General features: G+C 64.0%; 12 protein-coding genes. 5 read left to right on the top strand and 7 right to left on the bottom strand.

Annotation, left to right across the window (positions count from 1 at the left end; genetic code table 11):
• Positions 1–2 precede the first annotated feature (2 nt).
• On the bottom strand, positions 3–263 hold the full coding sequence (locus tag HNO88_RS19440; RefSeq protein ID WP_184249774.1) for a hypothetical protein: 261 nt from the start codon (positions 261–263) through the stop codon (positions 3–5).
• Positions 264–397: 134 nt separating this feature from the next.
• On the opposite strand from HNO88_RS19440, the gene HNO88_RS19435 reads away from it, so the two are divergent.
• On the top strand, positions 398–2929 hold the full coding sequence (locus tag HNO88_RS19435; protein WP_184249771.1) for a hypothetical protein: 2532 nt from the start codon (positions 398–400) through the stop codon (positions 2927–2929).
• Positions 2930–3158: 229 nt separating this feature from the next.
• Entirely contained in the window at positions 3159–3887 is a 729-nt protein-coding gene (locus tag HNO88_RS19430; protein WP_184249768.1) for a DUF7379 domain-containing protein, read from the top strand.
• A 61-nt stretch (positions 3888–3948) separates the two neighbouring features.
• Here the strand turns inward: HNO88_RS19430 and HNO88_RS19425 are convergent, their stop codons facing one another.
• Positions 3949–4542 (bottom strand): phosphatase PAP2 family protein, encoded by a 594-nt coding sequence (locus tag HNO88_RS19425; protein ID WP_184249765.1) that lies wholly within the window; start codon positions 4540–4542, stop codon positions 3949–3951.
• Positions 4543–4674: 132 nt separating this feature from the next.
• Between HNO88_RS19425 and HNO88_RS19420 the strand changes: the two genes are divergently transcribed.
• On the top strand, positions 4675–5910 hold the full coding sequence (locus HNO88_RS19420) for a hypothetical protein (protein WP_184249762.1): 1236 nt from the start codon (positions 4675–4677) through the stop codon (positions 5908–5910).
• Here HNO88_RS19420 and HNO88_RS19415 read toward each other — a convergent pair.
• The 4 genes from HNO88_RS19415 to HNO88_RS19400 are packed head-to-tail and all read right to left on the bottom strand — an operon-like array spanning position 5863 to position 9805.
• Positions 5863–6432 carry a hypothetical protein gene (locus HNO88_RS19415; RefSeq protein WP_184249759.1) on the bottom strand — a complete coding sequence of 190 codons (570 nt, stop codon included), beginning with the start codon at positions 6430–6432 and terminating at the stop codon, positions 5863–5865. The two genes, HNO88_RS19420 and HNO88_RS19415, sit on opposite strands and share 48 nt — an antisense overlap.
• Complete coding sequence (locus tag HNO88_RS19410) at positions 6429–7484, bottom strand: NAD-dependent epimerase/dehydratase family protein (RefSeq protein WP_184249756.1); 1056 nt, start codon at positions 7482–7484, stop codon at positions 6429–6431. The genes HNO88_RS19415 and HNO88_RS19410 overlap by 4 nt, the downstream gene beginning before the upstream one ends.
• Positions 7481–9388, bottom strand: coding sequence for a DUF362 domain-containing protein (locus tag HNO88_RS19405; RefSeq protein ID WP_184249753.1), 1908 nt, complete (start codon positions 9386–9388; stop codon positions 7481–7483). The genes HNO88_RS19410 and HNO88_RS19405 overlap by 4 nt, the downstream gene beginning before the upstream one ends.
• A 57-nt stretch (positions 9389–9445) precedes the next feature.
• On the bottom strand, positions 9446–9805 hold the full coding sequence (locus HNO88_RS19400; protein WP_184249750.1) for a hypothetical protein: 360 nt from the start codon (positions 9803–9805) through the stop codon (positions 9446–9448).
• 396 nt (positions 9806–10201) lie between these two features.
• On the opposite strand from HNO88_RS19400, the gene HNO88_RS22900 reads away from it, so the two are divergent.
• Positions 10202–11383, top strand: coding sequence for a cytochrome P450 (locus HNO88_RS22900; protein ID WP_184249747.1), 1182 nt, complete (start codon positions 10202–10204; stop codon positions 11381–11383).
• Here HNO88_RS22900 and HNO88_RS22075 read toward each other — a convergent pair.
• Positions 11331–11780 carry a hypothetical protein gene (locus tag HNO88_RS22075; protein WP_221420121.1) on the bottom strand — a complete coding sequence of 150 codons (450 nt, stop codon included), beginning with the start codon at positions 11778–11780 and terminating at the stop codon, positions 11331–11333. The two genes, HNO88_RS22900 and HNO88_RS22075, sit on opposite strands and share 53 nt — an antisense overlap.
• Between HNO88_RS22075 and HNO88_RS19390 the strand changes: the two genes are divergently transcribed.
• Positions 11760–14405, top strand: a complete 2646-nt coding sequence (locus tag HNO88_RS19390; protein WP_221420120.1) for a Dyp-type peroxidase — start codon at positions 11760–11762, stop codon at positions 14403–14405. The genes HNO88_RS22075 and HNO88_RS19390 overlap by 21 nt on opposite strands.
• The last annotated feature ends 174 nt before the right edge of the window (positions 14406–14579 follow it).

Raw genomic sequence — 14579 nt, 5'->3', positions numbered from 1 at the left:
GCTTAGGCGACCTCTCGGCACTGCTGCCGGGACTTGAGACCTATGCCGAACTCGGCCGCCGCTGGCGCGACATCGCGCATGGCCTGTTCGTCACTGGCACGCAGGCGCCGGTGGACAGCCCGGCTAAACTGGCGCTGTTTCTCGCCCGCCAACTCGACGATCCGGCCTGCGCCGCGCTCTTTGTGGAGCTGGGGCTTGAAGATCTGCGCATGCGACTGGCGACGCTGCGCGAACGGCTCGGCGCGCCTGACGCGCCCTGGCACAAACTGCTGCAGCCGCTCTCGGCATTCGTGGAAAGCTATGTCGCGCTCGCTGCCGGCGCGCCGCCCTCCAGCCTGTTCGGCTTCGACGATGGCGCCGATCCGATCTTGTCCCGATCAAGATACCGCCCCTCGCGGTGGCCGAGGGGGGACCGGCCGCTGGCGCCGAGCTGCAATTCAACCTCGGGGCCGAGGCTCTGCTGGAGTGCGAGGCGGGCGCGGTCTGGCCGTTCCGCGGCGACGCGGTGCCGCCCGGCCTGCTGCGGATGGGGGCGCGGGGCAAAGTCGAGACCCGCGCCGGGCTGTCGTTGCCGTTCGGGCAGGTGGGCGGCGGTAGCGCGCATGCGGCGGCCAGGGGCGAGGCCTGCCTCGGCTTCTTCTTTCGCCCGCGCGATTCCGACGCGCCATTCGCCGAGGCGCTGGCGCGCACGCTCACCGCTATGCCCGAACCGCTCGATCTCAGCCAGATTAGCCACGCAATGGCGCTTGCCGATCTAGAAGGGCTAGTGCTCGCTTGTGACGGCGCCGCCGAGGCCGGCGTGAGCGTCGTTGCTGGGGAGAGCTTCGCGATCCCTAGTTTTCTCTCCGGCTCGGCCGGACTCGCCGCCGAGCTGTCGTTCCGCCGCAACGCGCGCTGGATCCTGTCAGTGCGACGGCACGACAACGCGCTGCACTTCGTGCTCAGCCGGGACCAGCTGCGGGAGCGCAATTGGTCGGCCGGGCTCGACCTGCAGCTGGACATCTCGGGCCTTGCCCGCCGAGTCCACGACCTGCTGGTCAAAGCCGACGAGCTAGCCAAGCCAGCGCTGTCGCAGATTGCGCCGTTCCTCAGCCCGGGCACGTACCTTGCGACGCAGGCGCGCCCGCTGCTGTTCACCGCGGCAAAGTCGATCGTGGAGCATGGCGCGCTGCGTCGGGCCCTGCTCGATGATGTCAGCATCGCTCTGGCCGGGCCGGCTGACGCGGACAGCGCGCTCGTCGAACACCTGGCGACGCGCATCAGCGCGCTCGCCGCGACACAGGAACGTGCGCTTTTGTCCGACCTCGATGTCTTCGCCGGCACGATCGTCGATGGCTTGGTCCGTTCTGTGCCGGGCCTCGCCGCCGCCGATCTAGCCGAACAGGTCAAGGCGCGGATCTGCCCGCTACTCGGCGACCTGCAGACGCGGTTCACCAACGCCGTTCAGGCGCTCGCCGCCTCAGTAGGGCCGCAGCTCGCCGCTGAGCTGGCGGCTGTCGGCACCGCAGTGAACAAGACCGAGACCCGCGCCGATGTGCTGCTCGCCGGCACCCGCGAGCTAGTCGACACCTTCGACAGCTTCTCTCAGCAGGTGATCGCGACCACCAGCGACGGCGTCGCTAAAAAGCTGCAGGCGCGGTTCGGCTGGTCGGGTGCCGACATGTCGGGTGCGCATTACGAGCTTATCGGCACGATCACCGACGCCACCGAGCCCGTCTCGCAGCTGTGGCGGGCGCTTGTCACCGGCCGGCTGCAGCCGTTCCAGCTCATCCTTGCGGACCCCTCGCTGGCGCCGGCAGGGCTGCAGCTTGCGCCGAACTCGAGTCTTGCGCGCTTCGCCGGCACGCAACGCGGCTTCGCGCTCGAGGCAGTGGTTCTCGGAGTGGACGTGTCGCTCGCCTCAATCGTCAGCGGCAAGGCGCGGATCGACCGAACCGCTGCCGGAGACGTCACCGTGACCGCCGAGGGGAGCGCGCTGCGCAAGGTGGACGGCTTCGACGAAGGCCGCTCGGCCAGCTTCGTCAGCAGCTGGGACCTGATGCTCGGCAAGCTTGACGAGGTGCAGGGGGGAGGCCGCACGATGTCGGTCGCGATCGCCTTCGACCACGAGGATCAGAACCTTTCGGCAAAGGAGGTCAACGGATTTTTCGCCGGACTTGAGCGGCAGCGGCTGATCGATGCGTCCCGCTCGCGATTGGCGCTTGCGACCTACCAGCAGTGGCGCACGCGCGTTGAGTCGGGCAAGGACGTGAAAGGCCGGATCGAAGTGCGCATGGGGCTGACTGCGGAGGCAATGCAGCGGATGGTGCGGCTTGGCCGCGCGGTGAACCAAGAGCAGGCAGGCGTCCGCCTTCGGCTGTTCGCGCTCGCTGGCAAGGCGCAGCTCGCCGCAGGAGTTGCTGATGCCGCCGGATTCGAGCGCGACTGCAAGCGCGCGCGGGAGGAGTTCCGCGAGATTGCCGGACTCGACGATCCCTGGCAGGTCATGTTCGCGCTGCGGAAGGTCGATCTGACTCCAGAATCGAGCACGGGCACAAACCGCTACGGGGCGTTCGCCCGGATGATGCCGCGCGCGCTCGGCTTTCCTGACATGCTGGCGAAGATGGCCGACATTTACGATGCGGTGCCGGTCGGCACGGGCGGGTCGCCCGGCGGATGGACCGAGAAGGACTATGCCAAGGCCGAGAAGGAACTCGCCGCGCACGCGCGCAAGTGGCTGCGGCTGAACCAGAAGTTCATCTTTTTCTTCAAGGACGAGATGCATCCGGCGATGCTCGCGTTCCTGAGGCTGCTGGCGGACATGAACCGAGCGCTGCTCCCCGGCGACGATCCGCTCGCCGGGCTGGAGCAACCCGCCGACGCGGCGCTCAGCAATGGCCTCGTCACGATCGTGATGGTGCCGCAGGGCGGCGCGCTGATCCCGGTCTGAACACCGACGTACTCGCATCTCATTAAATGGAGAGCGCAGATGGTGACCGAAAACACCCCCAAGCGGCGTAACCATCGTCAGCGAAGGCGTTGTCGTCACCGCCCGTTCGGCCGGGCTCGAAGACGCGCGCCGCAGCTTTCAGCGCGAGCCGCCACCGACCGACACCGAGATCGACGAAGGGCTGCTCGCCGCCAACATCGCGCTGGTCGATACGCTCGCCGTCGCCGCGGTGCCGGAGGATGATGGCCGTCGCAGCTTCGGGGCGGAGCCCGAGGCCCAGCTGCGCATCGACGTGCCGCTCGGCGCCAACGAGAGCGCCGCACTGCTGGTCGAGGACGAGAGCGGGCTGCTCACCTGGCAGGTCGCCGATGCCGCCGCTTCGCCCGAGGACGTGCGCCGCGGGGAGCAGGTGGTCGCCAGCTTCACCGTGCCGCTGAGCGCGCGCGGCGAGGGCGAGCCGGGCCGCCGCAGCTTCATCGGCGACTTCCTGATGGACAAGCTGATCGAGCCGGTGCGGATCCACGTCCTGCGGTTCCTTGCCGGCCGCACCATCGACACGCTGGTCGACTGGATCGAGGGTGACCTGATCGCCGGGCCGATCGTCATCGCCGATCCCGCTCCGGCGACGTGGAAGGTGGGCGCGCTCAGCCTTGCCGCCGCGCGCATCCCGGCCGACCGTCCGGCGCGGGTGCTGCTGATGGTGCACGGCACGTTTTCGACGACGCTGGGCAACTTCGGCGCGCTCGACCCGGGCGTGCTGCGCGCGGCGATCGATGGCTACGACCTCGTCCTCGGCTACGATCACCGGACGCTGGCGCGACGTCCGAGCACAACGCCGCCGCGATCTTGGCGGTGCTCCACGCGCTCAACCTGCCCGAAGGCAGCACGATCGATGCGGTTGCGTACAGCGATCGCCTTGAGACCGGTCGGAATGATCTTGTTAGCCGGGCACTCGTGACGTTCAATGCGACTGGGTTGATGCTCCGAGCACTACACGTGCTGCGGTCGGCAACTCTTTTCTACGAAAGGAAGGTCACCGGCAGCGCGATTGCTGCACCCAGGAGGCCGCCGGCAGCGATGTCACTGGGATAATGGTGGCCACAAGCCATGCGCGCCCAGGCCATCGCCAACCAGAAGCCGAGCGCCAGGGGCCACACGATCGGAACGGCATGCACGAGCGGGATCAGCGCCGCGGCCAGCGTCATCGCGTGGCCGCTGGGGAAGCTGTGCTCATCCAAGGAGGCCAGCAGCGGCTCAAGGCTATCGCGCAAGTTGCAGGGGCGGCTGCGTGCGCACGCAGCCTTGAGCCATGGGTAGAGCAGATGCGCTATCGCCACGCTCAGAGCAGCCGCAACAAGGGGTCGCGCCACCCAGTGGGCCATGTACCACAGGGGAACGGCTATGATCGGGTAAATCGCCCCGTTTCCCAGCCAACTGATGGAGATCGCGAGCGCGCGTATGCCCGGCCGTCGGGTGCCACGCCACGCCAACTCCACAAACCTGATTTCGCGTTCCGATAAGTCGTTGAAAAGCGAACGAAGAGGATCAAGCGCCTCATGGGCGGCGATCCTTGTGCGTGCAGATGCAAGTGATATCCTAGGTCGCGCAAGCATGGCGGCACCCCCGTTATAAACGAAAGATCGCTCTTTATCGGGTCGATCGCAAGTAAAAGGTGTTGAGTGCCTGGCTGAATTGGCGTTTGCTATTTGACGTGGAGCGCTCAGTCGGCGGCGTTGGAGGGTGTCATGGCTACAGATGCGCACGCGTATCCTTACGCGTTTCACGTTGCGCTCGATGGTAACGGCGTAAACGGCCTGGAAGGCATGGCCGGGGTCTGCCTGTTTCGATACGACCCGCACGGCAATCGATACGCCTGGAAGATCAGGTACTTCGACGGAATCGGGGCGGGCCATGCCGTTTCGATCGATCCTACCGGTCGCCTCGGTTTCCTCGGTAATGCCGGGCAGCACCTATTGTTCTACGATGCCCTCACGCTGGCAGAAGTCGCGCGTCAATCGACGCTGGCGTTCGAATGTCCGCGATCGTCGGTCCAAGGCAGCACGCATCTAGTCTGGACCGGCCCGCGGCAATTCCTGACGGCTATCGGCGATCATTTCTACTCTTGCGACGTCAATCGGCTAGACTCTCCAGAGCGGCTGGTGCCGCACGGTGCGAAGCTGCCCCATGCAATGCGCAGGACCGCTTCCGGCCGCTATGTCGTCTATGGATCGATGGACCAGCCGGCTGACCGGCACCAGGGCGAGGCGCGGCACATCGGGATCTGGGATCTGGAAACCGGCGAGGTGCGCATGGTGGATCTTCCGGCCACCTGCTGGCACATCGTCCAGCACCCGCGTGAGGACCTGGTCTATGCGGTGTCATTCCGAGCCGCGCCGCAGGACGGCCACGATTACCACGAGTGGGGGATGGCCTGGCTCAAGGAGTACGTTTTCGAGATCGACATCGCGCATGGACGAGTGCGCCGCCACTGGGTGGCGGGACGCGACATTCCTGCGCATATCAACTCCGACGTCGTCTTATCCGACAGCGAAGTCGTCTTCTGCAACGGCGGCAGCCAGACGGTGATCGGCGTGTCATTGGAGAACATGGCTTCGTGGCGGATCATCGTCGACGAGAAGCCTGGCATGGCCGAACAACTCCAGCACCCGCGAGAGGTCGCCGGCACGGTCACTGGAGCACTCGCGCGCGGTAACATCGTAACGAACAGCCGTCACTTCGTCGGCGCGCTGAAAGTCAGTCGCGGCGCTTTGCTCGACTCGATCTACGGCTGTCAGATTTCTGCCGATCAGACCCTCATGTTCACTGCCAATCGTGGACTGAACCGCATCTCGGTGTATGATTATCCCTCGGGTGACTTGCGCCTACACGCGCCAATGCCCGAGTTGCAGGATTACTTTCCCTGGATGGAGCCTTCAACCGATCCCCGGCTTGGCTTTCACCACGCTGCCCTCCTGGGCTAGAGCGGGAAGAGAAGCCGCCACTTCCGCAGCGGTGCGCAGGTTCTTCGGGATCAAGGTGGTCGCGATCGTTTCCGCAAGCATCCTGACTGGACCTTGGAACGGCCCGGCGATCGCTACCATGAAACTGGGCTCTATATCGAGTTGCCCAGCGAAACTGACGCGCGCACCCCTGCCGCCCATTGCCTCCTCGAAGCGAGTAGAGCCGGCGCACCGTATGCCCCCGCTGCCGAACGAAGGTTCGATCGACCAGTCGCAACCAGTGCCGTCGTGAGACCAGACTGCTCGGTCGATCCAACTGATCTCGTCGGCTCCCAGCCTGTCGCGCAACATGGCCGGCACGCGCTGCCGGGCGTACCATCGGTTCACGAGATGGATGCCATCGGATTGCGTGTGTCGCTCGAGCTCCTCGATCCGTTCGATATCGTCGAGACCCTCGCCGATTTCACTCAGTCTTTCGCGCATGCGGGTGCAAAGGAGGTCTGGAGCGATCCTGAGCACGACGAGGGCGGCGAACGGCTTCACGCGGCCCTGCTCGCGAAGCGATGCTGCCAGACCTCATCGGATAACCGGAGCGTCGCGCGCGTTTCCCGTGCGACATGGTGGCTGCCCACCAACCACGACACCGCTTCCAGCAGCGCCGCGCGTGCGGGGCGCGGAGCATATCCGAGGGCTGCCGCTCGCGCGCTGTCGTACCAATAGTAGCGTCCGATCATGCCGGCTTGTTCGCGGGTGGTCATGGGCATTTCGCCGGCGAGCAACGCTCTTCCCTCCTCAAAGCTGGCGGCGAGCCACGACAGTCCGCTGCCCAGCTCACAATATGGGCCGCCGGTGCCGGTGAAGTCGCTGATCAGAGCGTGGATGTCGCGCCAGTGCAGATTTCCCGAACCGAGCAGGTAGTGCTGACTTGCCGACCCCCGCTCCGCGAGGATCACGTGGCCATGGCCGACATCCTCGGCCGAGACGATGTTGCAACCGCCCAGGAAGGTGCTGCGCGTACGATCGGCTAGGTAGGCGACGATCAGACCGTTGCTGGGTCCAAGCGCACTGCAGGTGGCGCCGACGGACATGGTCGGGCACGCGAGCACCAGCGTGATCCCGAGTTTCTCGGCAAGTGCGAGGGCGGCAAGGTCTTGGGCAATCTTGGCCGCCACATAAGCGGGCTGTCCGGCAGGATCGGCAAGACCGGCGCTTTCATTGATGATGCTGCGGTCCTCGGAATAGCCGAACACCACGGAGGATGACGTCACAACCACGCGCGGTACGCCGGCGTGCTTGGCCGCGTGCAGCATGGCCTTGGTCCCATCCACGGCGATGCGGTGCAGATCGTGCGCATCGCGGCCATAGGCGAAGGTTGCCGCGCAGTGGACGATGGCGTCCGCACCTGTGCAGGCGGCGACTATCGCTTCGGAGGCCCCGAGCATGTCGGCTTCGACTATCACCGCTTCCGTGCCCCTCAACGCCTCCCGCGTTCCGCCGGGGCGTCGGAGGGCCACTGCCTCATGTCCGCGTGCAAGGGCGACGCGCACGATGTTGGCCCCGATCAGCCCACCCGCACCGGTCACTGCCAGCTTCATGCGCCAGGAACCACATGCACGAAGCCATCCGCGTCAGCCGGCGCGGGACGGGCTGTCTTCGGCTTGAGCTTCTCGACAAAAGGCGAAGCACGCTGTGCCAAACGGGCAAGGGTCTCCTCGATGGCCACCGACGGGTGCGCGCTGTCGACATCCGGATCGCGCCCCAGTCGGACATCGCGTCCTTCTACGAGCGCTTCGAAATTGTTCAGCGTCCTGTCGAAGAAGGTGTGGTAAGCCATCGTCGTTAGTGGCTCTTCCACGGCAGGCCAGAGCGACAGATCGAACATCTGCCAGACTGGGGGCAGGGTGAAGAGTTGTTTGCCTACGATGGTCACCTGCGTGCCGAAATCACTGCGGGCGAAACTCACGAAGCCATCGTCTGCCTCTGCCGAGCCGTTGCTGCTGTTCAGCGTCTTCCAGGTGAGACGGTGCTCATCCGCCGCGTAGCTGACCACTTCGATCTTGCTGACGTCGATGGGCTTGCCTCCATACAGCGCAAGGTAGTTCGGCTGTGGCAGATAAAGGTTGCGCTCGGCCTGCCGGATCGGACGCCCCTGATCATCGAAGGACGCGGCAACGATCACGCCGCCCAGGTAATCATTCATGAAGCTGATCGCCCGCGATACATCGACCGCTGCGACGAAGTGATCGAAGGGAATGGGAAGCGTACGCTCGAACGCGAACAGCACCGCACGGTCCCACTTACGCCAGCGCAAGCCATCCGCACGTTCCGGAGCCGCTCTGGCGATTGGGGCGAGGCTTTCCAACTCGTCCAGCATCCGCGCGTATTCGGTCTCGGGTACTGCGCCGGGATCGATATCGAGAGTGACGGTTCGCTGTACGAGCGTGTCTTTCGCGAACAGGGTTTGCCAGGCCTCCAGACCATGCGCCGCCGCTCCCAAGGCCGCGGCGATGGTTGGCTGCAACCCGCGACCGACCGTTGCGTCGGAAGGTGCCAGGACGCGCAATGCCTGTGCGTCTAATGTCCGCAGCACCGGGAAGGCTGTGGGATCAAGGCGCCGCGTCCAGCCTTGCGCAAGTCGCGCGAGCGCTTCGCTCGCTCCTTGCGACGCTCGCCCCTTGCGCTCGATTGCGGATGGCACGCTGTGCATCGCAAGCGCGGTAAGATCGCCATCCAAGATGAAGTCGACTGGCGGTGGCCGGACCCGCGCGACCTGTGCCAGTACCGGCAGCGCGAAGGGATCGAGCCCGAACTTCAAGGCAGCTGCCATGTCGACCAGTAAGGGCGAGGAACCGACGACGCGAATAACGCTGTCGACGGAGCGTTGCGGATCAATCCACTCCAGCAGCGTCAGGTCAGGCGGCGTGGCATCAAGCAGCGCCGCCACGACTTCCCCCGCGTCACGCCGCAAGCGATAGTGCAAGTCCTTGTCGGCCTTGGGCAAGGCGCAGATGAGCGTGTTCAGCGCGCCGCCGAAACCATCCAGACCATCGAAGCGCGCCGTTGCATAGACGATGCGAATGTCAGCATCGATCCAGGCGCCGGAGCCCGGTGTCCCATGTAACACGGACCCAGCCGGGAATATGTCAGCCCTCTGGTCGTCTGCGAGATCGATGATGTCGTACTCATTGCCCCCTTCGGAATGGTAGCGGTATCCGGCAATGTCGGAGAGCGCATAGACGTCGCGGTTTGCCGCAACCTTGGTACTGCTGTCAGCGCTTGCGGCAATTTCGATCCGTGCCGGTCCGCAAGCAAGCAGGGCATCGATCAAAGCTTCAACCCTGCGCGCCTGTCCCGCGTCCGCTGCGAGATCGACCAGGATCCGGATGACCGGAGTTCCCCCTTCCTCGGCTTGTTTCGGCGCAGCCTTGCTTCTTAAAAGCTCCGCGAGACCGGCTCGCGACAGGAGCGATGCCCAGTCCTCTTCGCTATCGGCGATCACTGCCCGCCGACAGATCTGGCTTGAGGGCGATGCCTCGTGCTCTTGGGCGAACACGGTTCAGCCTTTGACTGAGCTCGCCTCCGATCCCACGGCTGCAGCAGCGTCGTTTGTATCCGCTGCGATCGCGTCCGCGACGTCTCCGGCCGCAGCCGAGCTAGCTCTCACAAAGCGCAACGACCTGACCTTGCTGATACCCGTCTTCACGGCATCGTTGGTGATCCGGCCGCCAACGTGGCTGACATCGCGTACTGCATCGGCATAGATATCCAGCGCATCGCGCCCAAAATCGACGAACTCGATTTCCTTTTTCGAGAACCGCTCCAAAAGCGCAGCGTATTTCTTGTAAGCTTCCGCCTGATTGCCAGCAGCATCACGTACAGCTGCACCGATCTTCGTTCCGAGGCCCTCGCCGCTCATAGCAGACTCCTTTGCCAACAAGCCGAGCATATCAGACAGAATGCAACATGGCGAGGCCACGATGACATATCGGTTAGAACTTGATCTGCCACGACAATCCTACGAGCAATGCACATCTGCTCTAGAAACGGTGGGATCGTGATCGCGAGGGAAGGCCCGTACTCGGGTTGAGCGACAAGGCGCGACTATGGTGAGATCGGACCTTATCTCGATGGACAGCAGGCTCATCTTGCCGTGTGTGCTGGGCTGTCACACGCCTGGAGTCAGCCGAGCGCCACTTTGCGAGAGCATGTGCTCGATTTATAATGACGGCTTACTCGGGATCATGATAGAACATGAGTGAAGAGGTGAAAATTGGCGACTGTAAAATCCGTTTTTCGCCAACGGCGAGGGGGGGTGGGTCAGGCGATTACTTCGTCGCTGATGGCCTTGTTGCCGATGTTGTTCAAAGTGCTACGATCAGTGTGTCCGGTCTTTCGGATCGGCAACACGTACCTGGTGACCCGTGCCGACGATGTGCGGCAGGTCTTCGCGGATGACCGGTCGTTCGGCGTTCCCTATCGAGAGAAGCTGAACGTGATCACTGGCGGTGAGCCATTCATTCTCGGTCTCGAGGACGGGTGCCACTATCGTGACGACCTGGCGGCGCTGCGGCAAGTCATGCGGATTTCGGATGTCGAGGCGCTTGGAGCCAAGGTCGGGGATCTTGCGACTCGGACCGTTGATGCTGCGGGCGGGCGGATCGACGTGGTGGACATGACGCGCCGCATTTCGTTTGAGTTTCTAGCCGAATACCTGGGCGTTCCGCCTGTTGAGCATGGCGATCTATCAACTTGGGCGACGCGCCTGTTCGAATATCAGTTTGTCTCCAGCGATCGAGAGCTGCGTGACGAAGTCGATGTGATTGCGCCAGCACTGCGCAGCCATGTGCTGCGAACAATCGAACGCCGGCGAGACTTGCCCGACGGCCGTGACGATGTCCTGGGCCGCTGCCTGGTCATGCAGGAAGCGGGCCATCCCCGCTTCGATGACGCCTGGATATGCACCGCGCTGGTCGGCATGATCGTCGGCGGACCGCCGCAGCCGGCCATGGTTCTCCCCCAAGCGTTCGAGCAATTGCTGCGGCGCTCGGATGCGTTGGCTGGCGCACTGAGAGCGGCGCGTGCAAATGATGATTGTCGTCTTGCCGCCTACATCGCTGAAGCCATGCGCTTCGATCCACTTGCGCCCTGGATGCCAAGGTGTGCTTTGGCGACGAGGACAATTGGCACGGGTCGCCACGCACGAACGATCCCGGCCGGCGCCAGAGTGCTGGCGAGCATGGCGTCGGCGATGCGCGACGGGCGACGGGTACCTGATCCTGGAGCATTCAATCCAACACGCACCCCCGACCAATACCTGCATTTCGGTTTTGGCGTTCATCAGTGCTTCGGCTTGGAGATCAACCGTGCAACCTTGCACCGCATGGTGAAGCCACTTTTGCAGCGCAGGGACCTGCGTAGGGCGCGAGGCCCCGCCGGTCGGCTCACGAAACAGGGCGCTTTCGCAAGCACATTGGTTGTCGAGTTCGGCGCGTGATCGCCTCGTGCACAAGGGGCGGGTGCACAGAGAACAACTTATCAGACACGTAGTGGCAGCGGGAGGGCAAGGCATGAGCCAGGCAATGGTGACGGTGACAGCGCGCATCGACGCTGGAAAGGTCGATGAGGCCCGCGACTTGATCGATCGGTTGGGAAACCCGGCGGGACCGATCGGCGAACGGATCGCCGGCACGCCGGACACCGCCTTCGTCCACTTCATCAGCCTCCACGCCATTGCCTCGCATCGGCAGGATCGAGGCTATCTGGTGCTTGAGCTTTCGGCAGACAGCACCGCCCAAGAGGCGCTCCATGCACTGGCTGACCGCATCGGCGATGCGCTGCTTCCGATATTCCGGATCGCCGATCCGGACTTGATGAACGAAGCGCTCGGCCAATGGCTGCTGAACCGCAAGTTGAACATCGGCTACGGCCTCTTCAGCCCGCCGGGACTCGCGTTTTCCGGAACGCCCGGCCAATCGGTGCGCGACATACTGCGCGAGCAGGCGCTTGCAGACGCAGTCGCGGTGCACATCGCGGCCCAAGGTGAGTTCGCGTCGTCGCTGGCGCGTGTCGCCGATGTGCGCGCGCGCCTTGCAGGACAGCCCGCGCTTGCCTGGGCGCTCCAGCCGAAACCGCGTATAGCGGCCAGGGCGAGGGAGGCTCCAGGCTTGCTGCGCCAGGCTGGTGCGGTGCTGCCGGCCTTTGTGGGGGTGTTTCTCTGGCCGCTCCTCCTCGTCATCCTGCCGCTTGCTGCCTGGCTCGCCTGGCCCACACGCCATGGCACAAGCGCCGCGATCCTTTCGATTCTGCTGTTCCTGGTCCTGGTATTTGCCGCGACGGCCCTCGCGCTCGTCGGGTCCTACATCGCCTTCAGACGGGGCGAAGATGCGGACTGGATCTCGGATGCGGCCCCGACTCTCGACCAGTCCAAAGCGATGTTCGCGCGCGAAAACGCCCACGGCTACGCGCACAATCACATGATGTCGCATACCGTGCGCAAGCCGGGCATGATCCGGGCCGTGACGCTGAGACTGGCATTCATGGTCATAGCCAAGCTCACGGCTCTGAACCCAAGACCCGGCTTTTTGGGCGACATAGGCACGATCCATTTCGCACGGTGGATCACTCTTCCTGGCACAAGAGACCTGATTTTCTTCTCAAACTTCGGCGGAAGTTGGGAGAGCTACCTGGAAGACTTTATTACGCGAGCGCACGCCGGCCTGACTGGCGTGTGGTCCAACTCGATCGGGTTCCCGAGAACACGGAACCTCTTCCAGGACGGCGCCACCGACGGCGAACGCTTCAAGCGCTTCGCGCGCCAGAGCATGACTTACACTCCCTTCTGGTTCAGTGCCTATCCGACGCTGACGACGTCCAACATCCGCACCAATGCGCTGATCCGTCGTGGTCTGCACAGCGAGACTGAAGTGGAGGCGGTCGAGTGGCTGTCGCTGTTCGGATCCAGCCCGCGCCCCGCCGGGAAACTGGACACCCCTCAGATCCAGAGCATTGTCTTCGGTGGGCTCGGCTTCAAGCCTGAAGGGCGCCTGCTCACGGTACGCCTTGGTGAGGATCAGGCAGCCAACCGGACCTGGCTGCGCGAGCTCATGCCCGACATCGCCTTCAATGATGGGCGGTACATCAAGGACGACGCGGTTGTGACCCTGGCGCTTACACCCAGCGGCCTCAGCAGGCTCGGTCTGCCGGACCAGGCACTGGAAAGCTTTCCTGTGGCCTTCCGCCTCGGAATGCGTGGTGAAGGCCGTGCGCACATCCTTGGCGATGATCCTCATGCTTCCCAGTGGTGGTGGGATGCAGAGCCGGTCGAAGCCGCGCTGCTGGTCTATGGTGACGACTGCTCGGCCGTGGAACGACAGGTCAGCGCCATTCGTGAGGCGCTCAAGGCCTGTGGCAGCATCGTCAACCAGATCGATCTCACGACCGTGGGCGAGAAGCTGGTCGACCGCAAGGAGCCCTTCGGCTTTGTCGATGGCGTGTCGCAACCGGCAATACGGGGCACGTACCGCGGCTTACGGAACGCCGATCCCATCCACCTCGTCGAACCGGGCGAGATCCTGCTAGGTTATCCCGACAATCGCGGCACCATCCCACCAGGCCCCTCGATGGACGCGCGGTACGATCCAACCATGATGCTGCCGATCACAAGTAGCGATGCTGGCTTCACCGAAACGATAAAGTCCAATCCTCGGTCAATCGGCTTGAACGGCAGCTTCCTGGTGATCCGCCAGCTGGAGCAGGATCAAAAAGGCTTTTGGGATTACTGCGAGAAACAGGCCCATGCCTTCGCGAAGTTCTTCCCGGAGCCTGCGATCTGCGACGCCGAGTTTATCGCCGCCAAGATGATCGGACGGTGGACGGACGGGTCGTCCTTGGTGCGCAATCCCTATATGTCGGCGACTAAGCTGAAGGTGCTCTATGGCACCTCAGAGGGGGGCGCAACGATGCGCGAGAAGGCAAGGCCGGCAGACGCGTCTGCCACTCCGGTCGAGACCGGAGATCGCGCGGCTCCGCCTGCCACGCGAGCGCCCAAGCCGGACAACGATTTCCTGTTCGGGACCGAGGACCCGCAAGGGCTTCGCTGCCCCTACGGTGCCCATGTCCGCCGAGCCAATCCGCGTGACAGCTTGAGCCCCGGTTCGATGGAGCAAGTCGAAATCAACAACCGTCACCGCATCCTGAGGATCGGGAGAGGTTTCGCGGCGGAGGGCGACAGGCAAGCGGGCTTGATGTTCATGTGCTTGAATGCCGACATTGAACGGCAGTTCGAATTCATCCAGCAAACCTGGATGGGCAGCGTCAAGTTCCACGGGCTCGACAAGGAAGCCGACCCTATCGCCGTAACAGGGGAGGCCGGGCGCAACGGGTTCACTATACCGGTTCGTACCGGACCAGTTTCGCTCGAGCCGCTGCCCAGGTTCGTCACCCTGCGGGGCGGCGGATACTTCTTCGTGCCCGGCCGACAACTGCTACGCTACCTTGCGCATGAAGCGCTGCCGTGACCAAGCGGGATGCGGCTAGGCAGTTTGATCGGCCAGGCCGCATGCGTGCCTGTTACTCTCCATTCTGCTCATCGATACCACCTAGGCTTCGCATGATCATGCCCGCGGCAGCGTACCGATGCGACGCAACGCGGACGATGCAGCGAAAACGATCGCGATGCTGAAGGGCGGCAG

Origin of the sequence: Novosphingobium chloroacetimidivorans (assembly GCF_014204535.1) — a bacterium.
Classification (GTDB): Bacteria; Pseudomonadota; Alphaproteobacteria; order Sphingomonadales; family Sphingomonadaceae; genus Novosphingobium; species Novosphingobium chloroacetimidivorans.
This window is presented reverse-complemented; position numbering and strand designations above follow the sequence as displayed.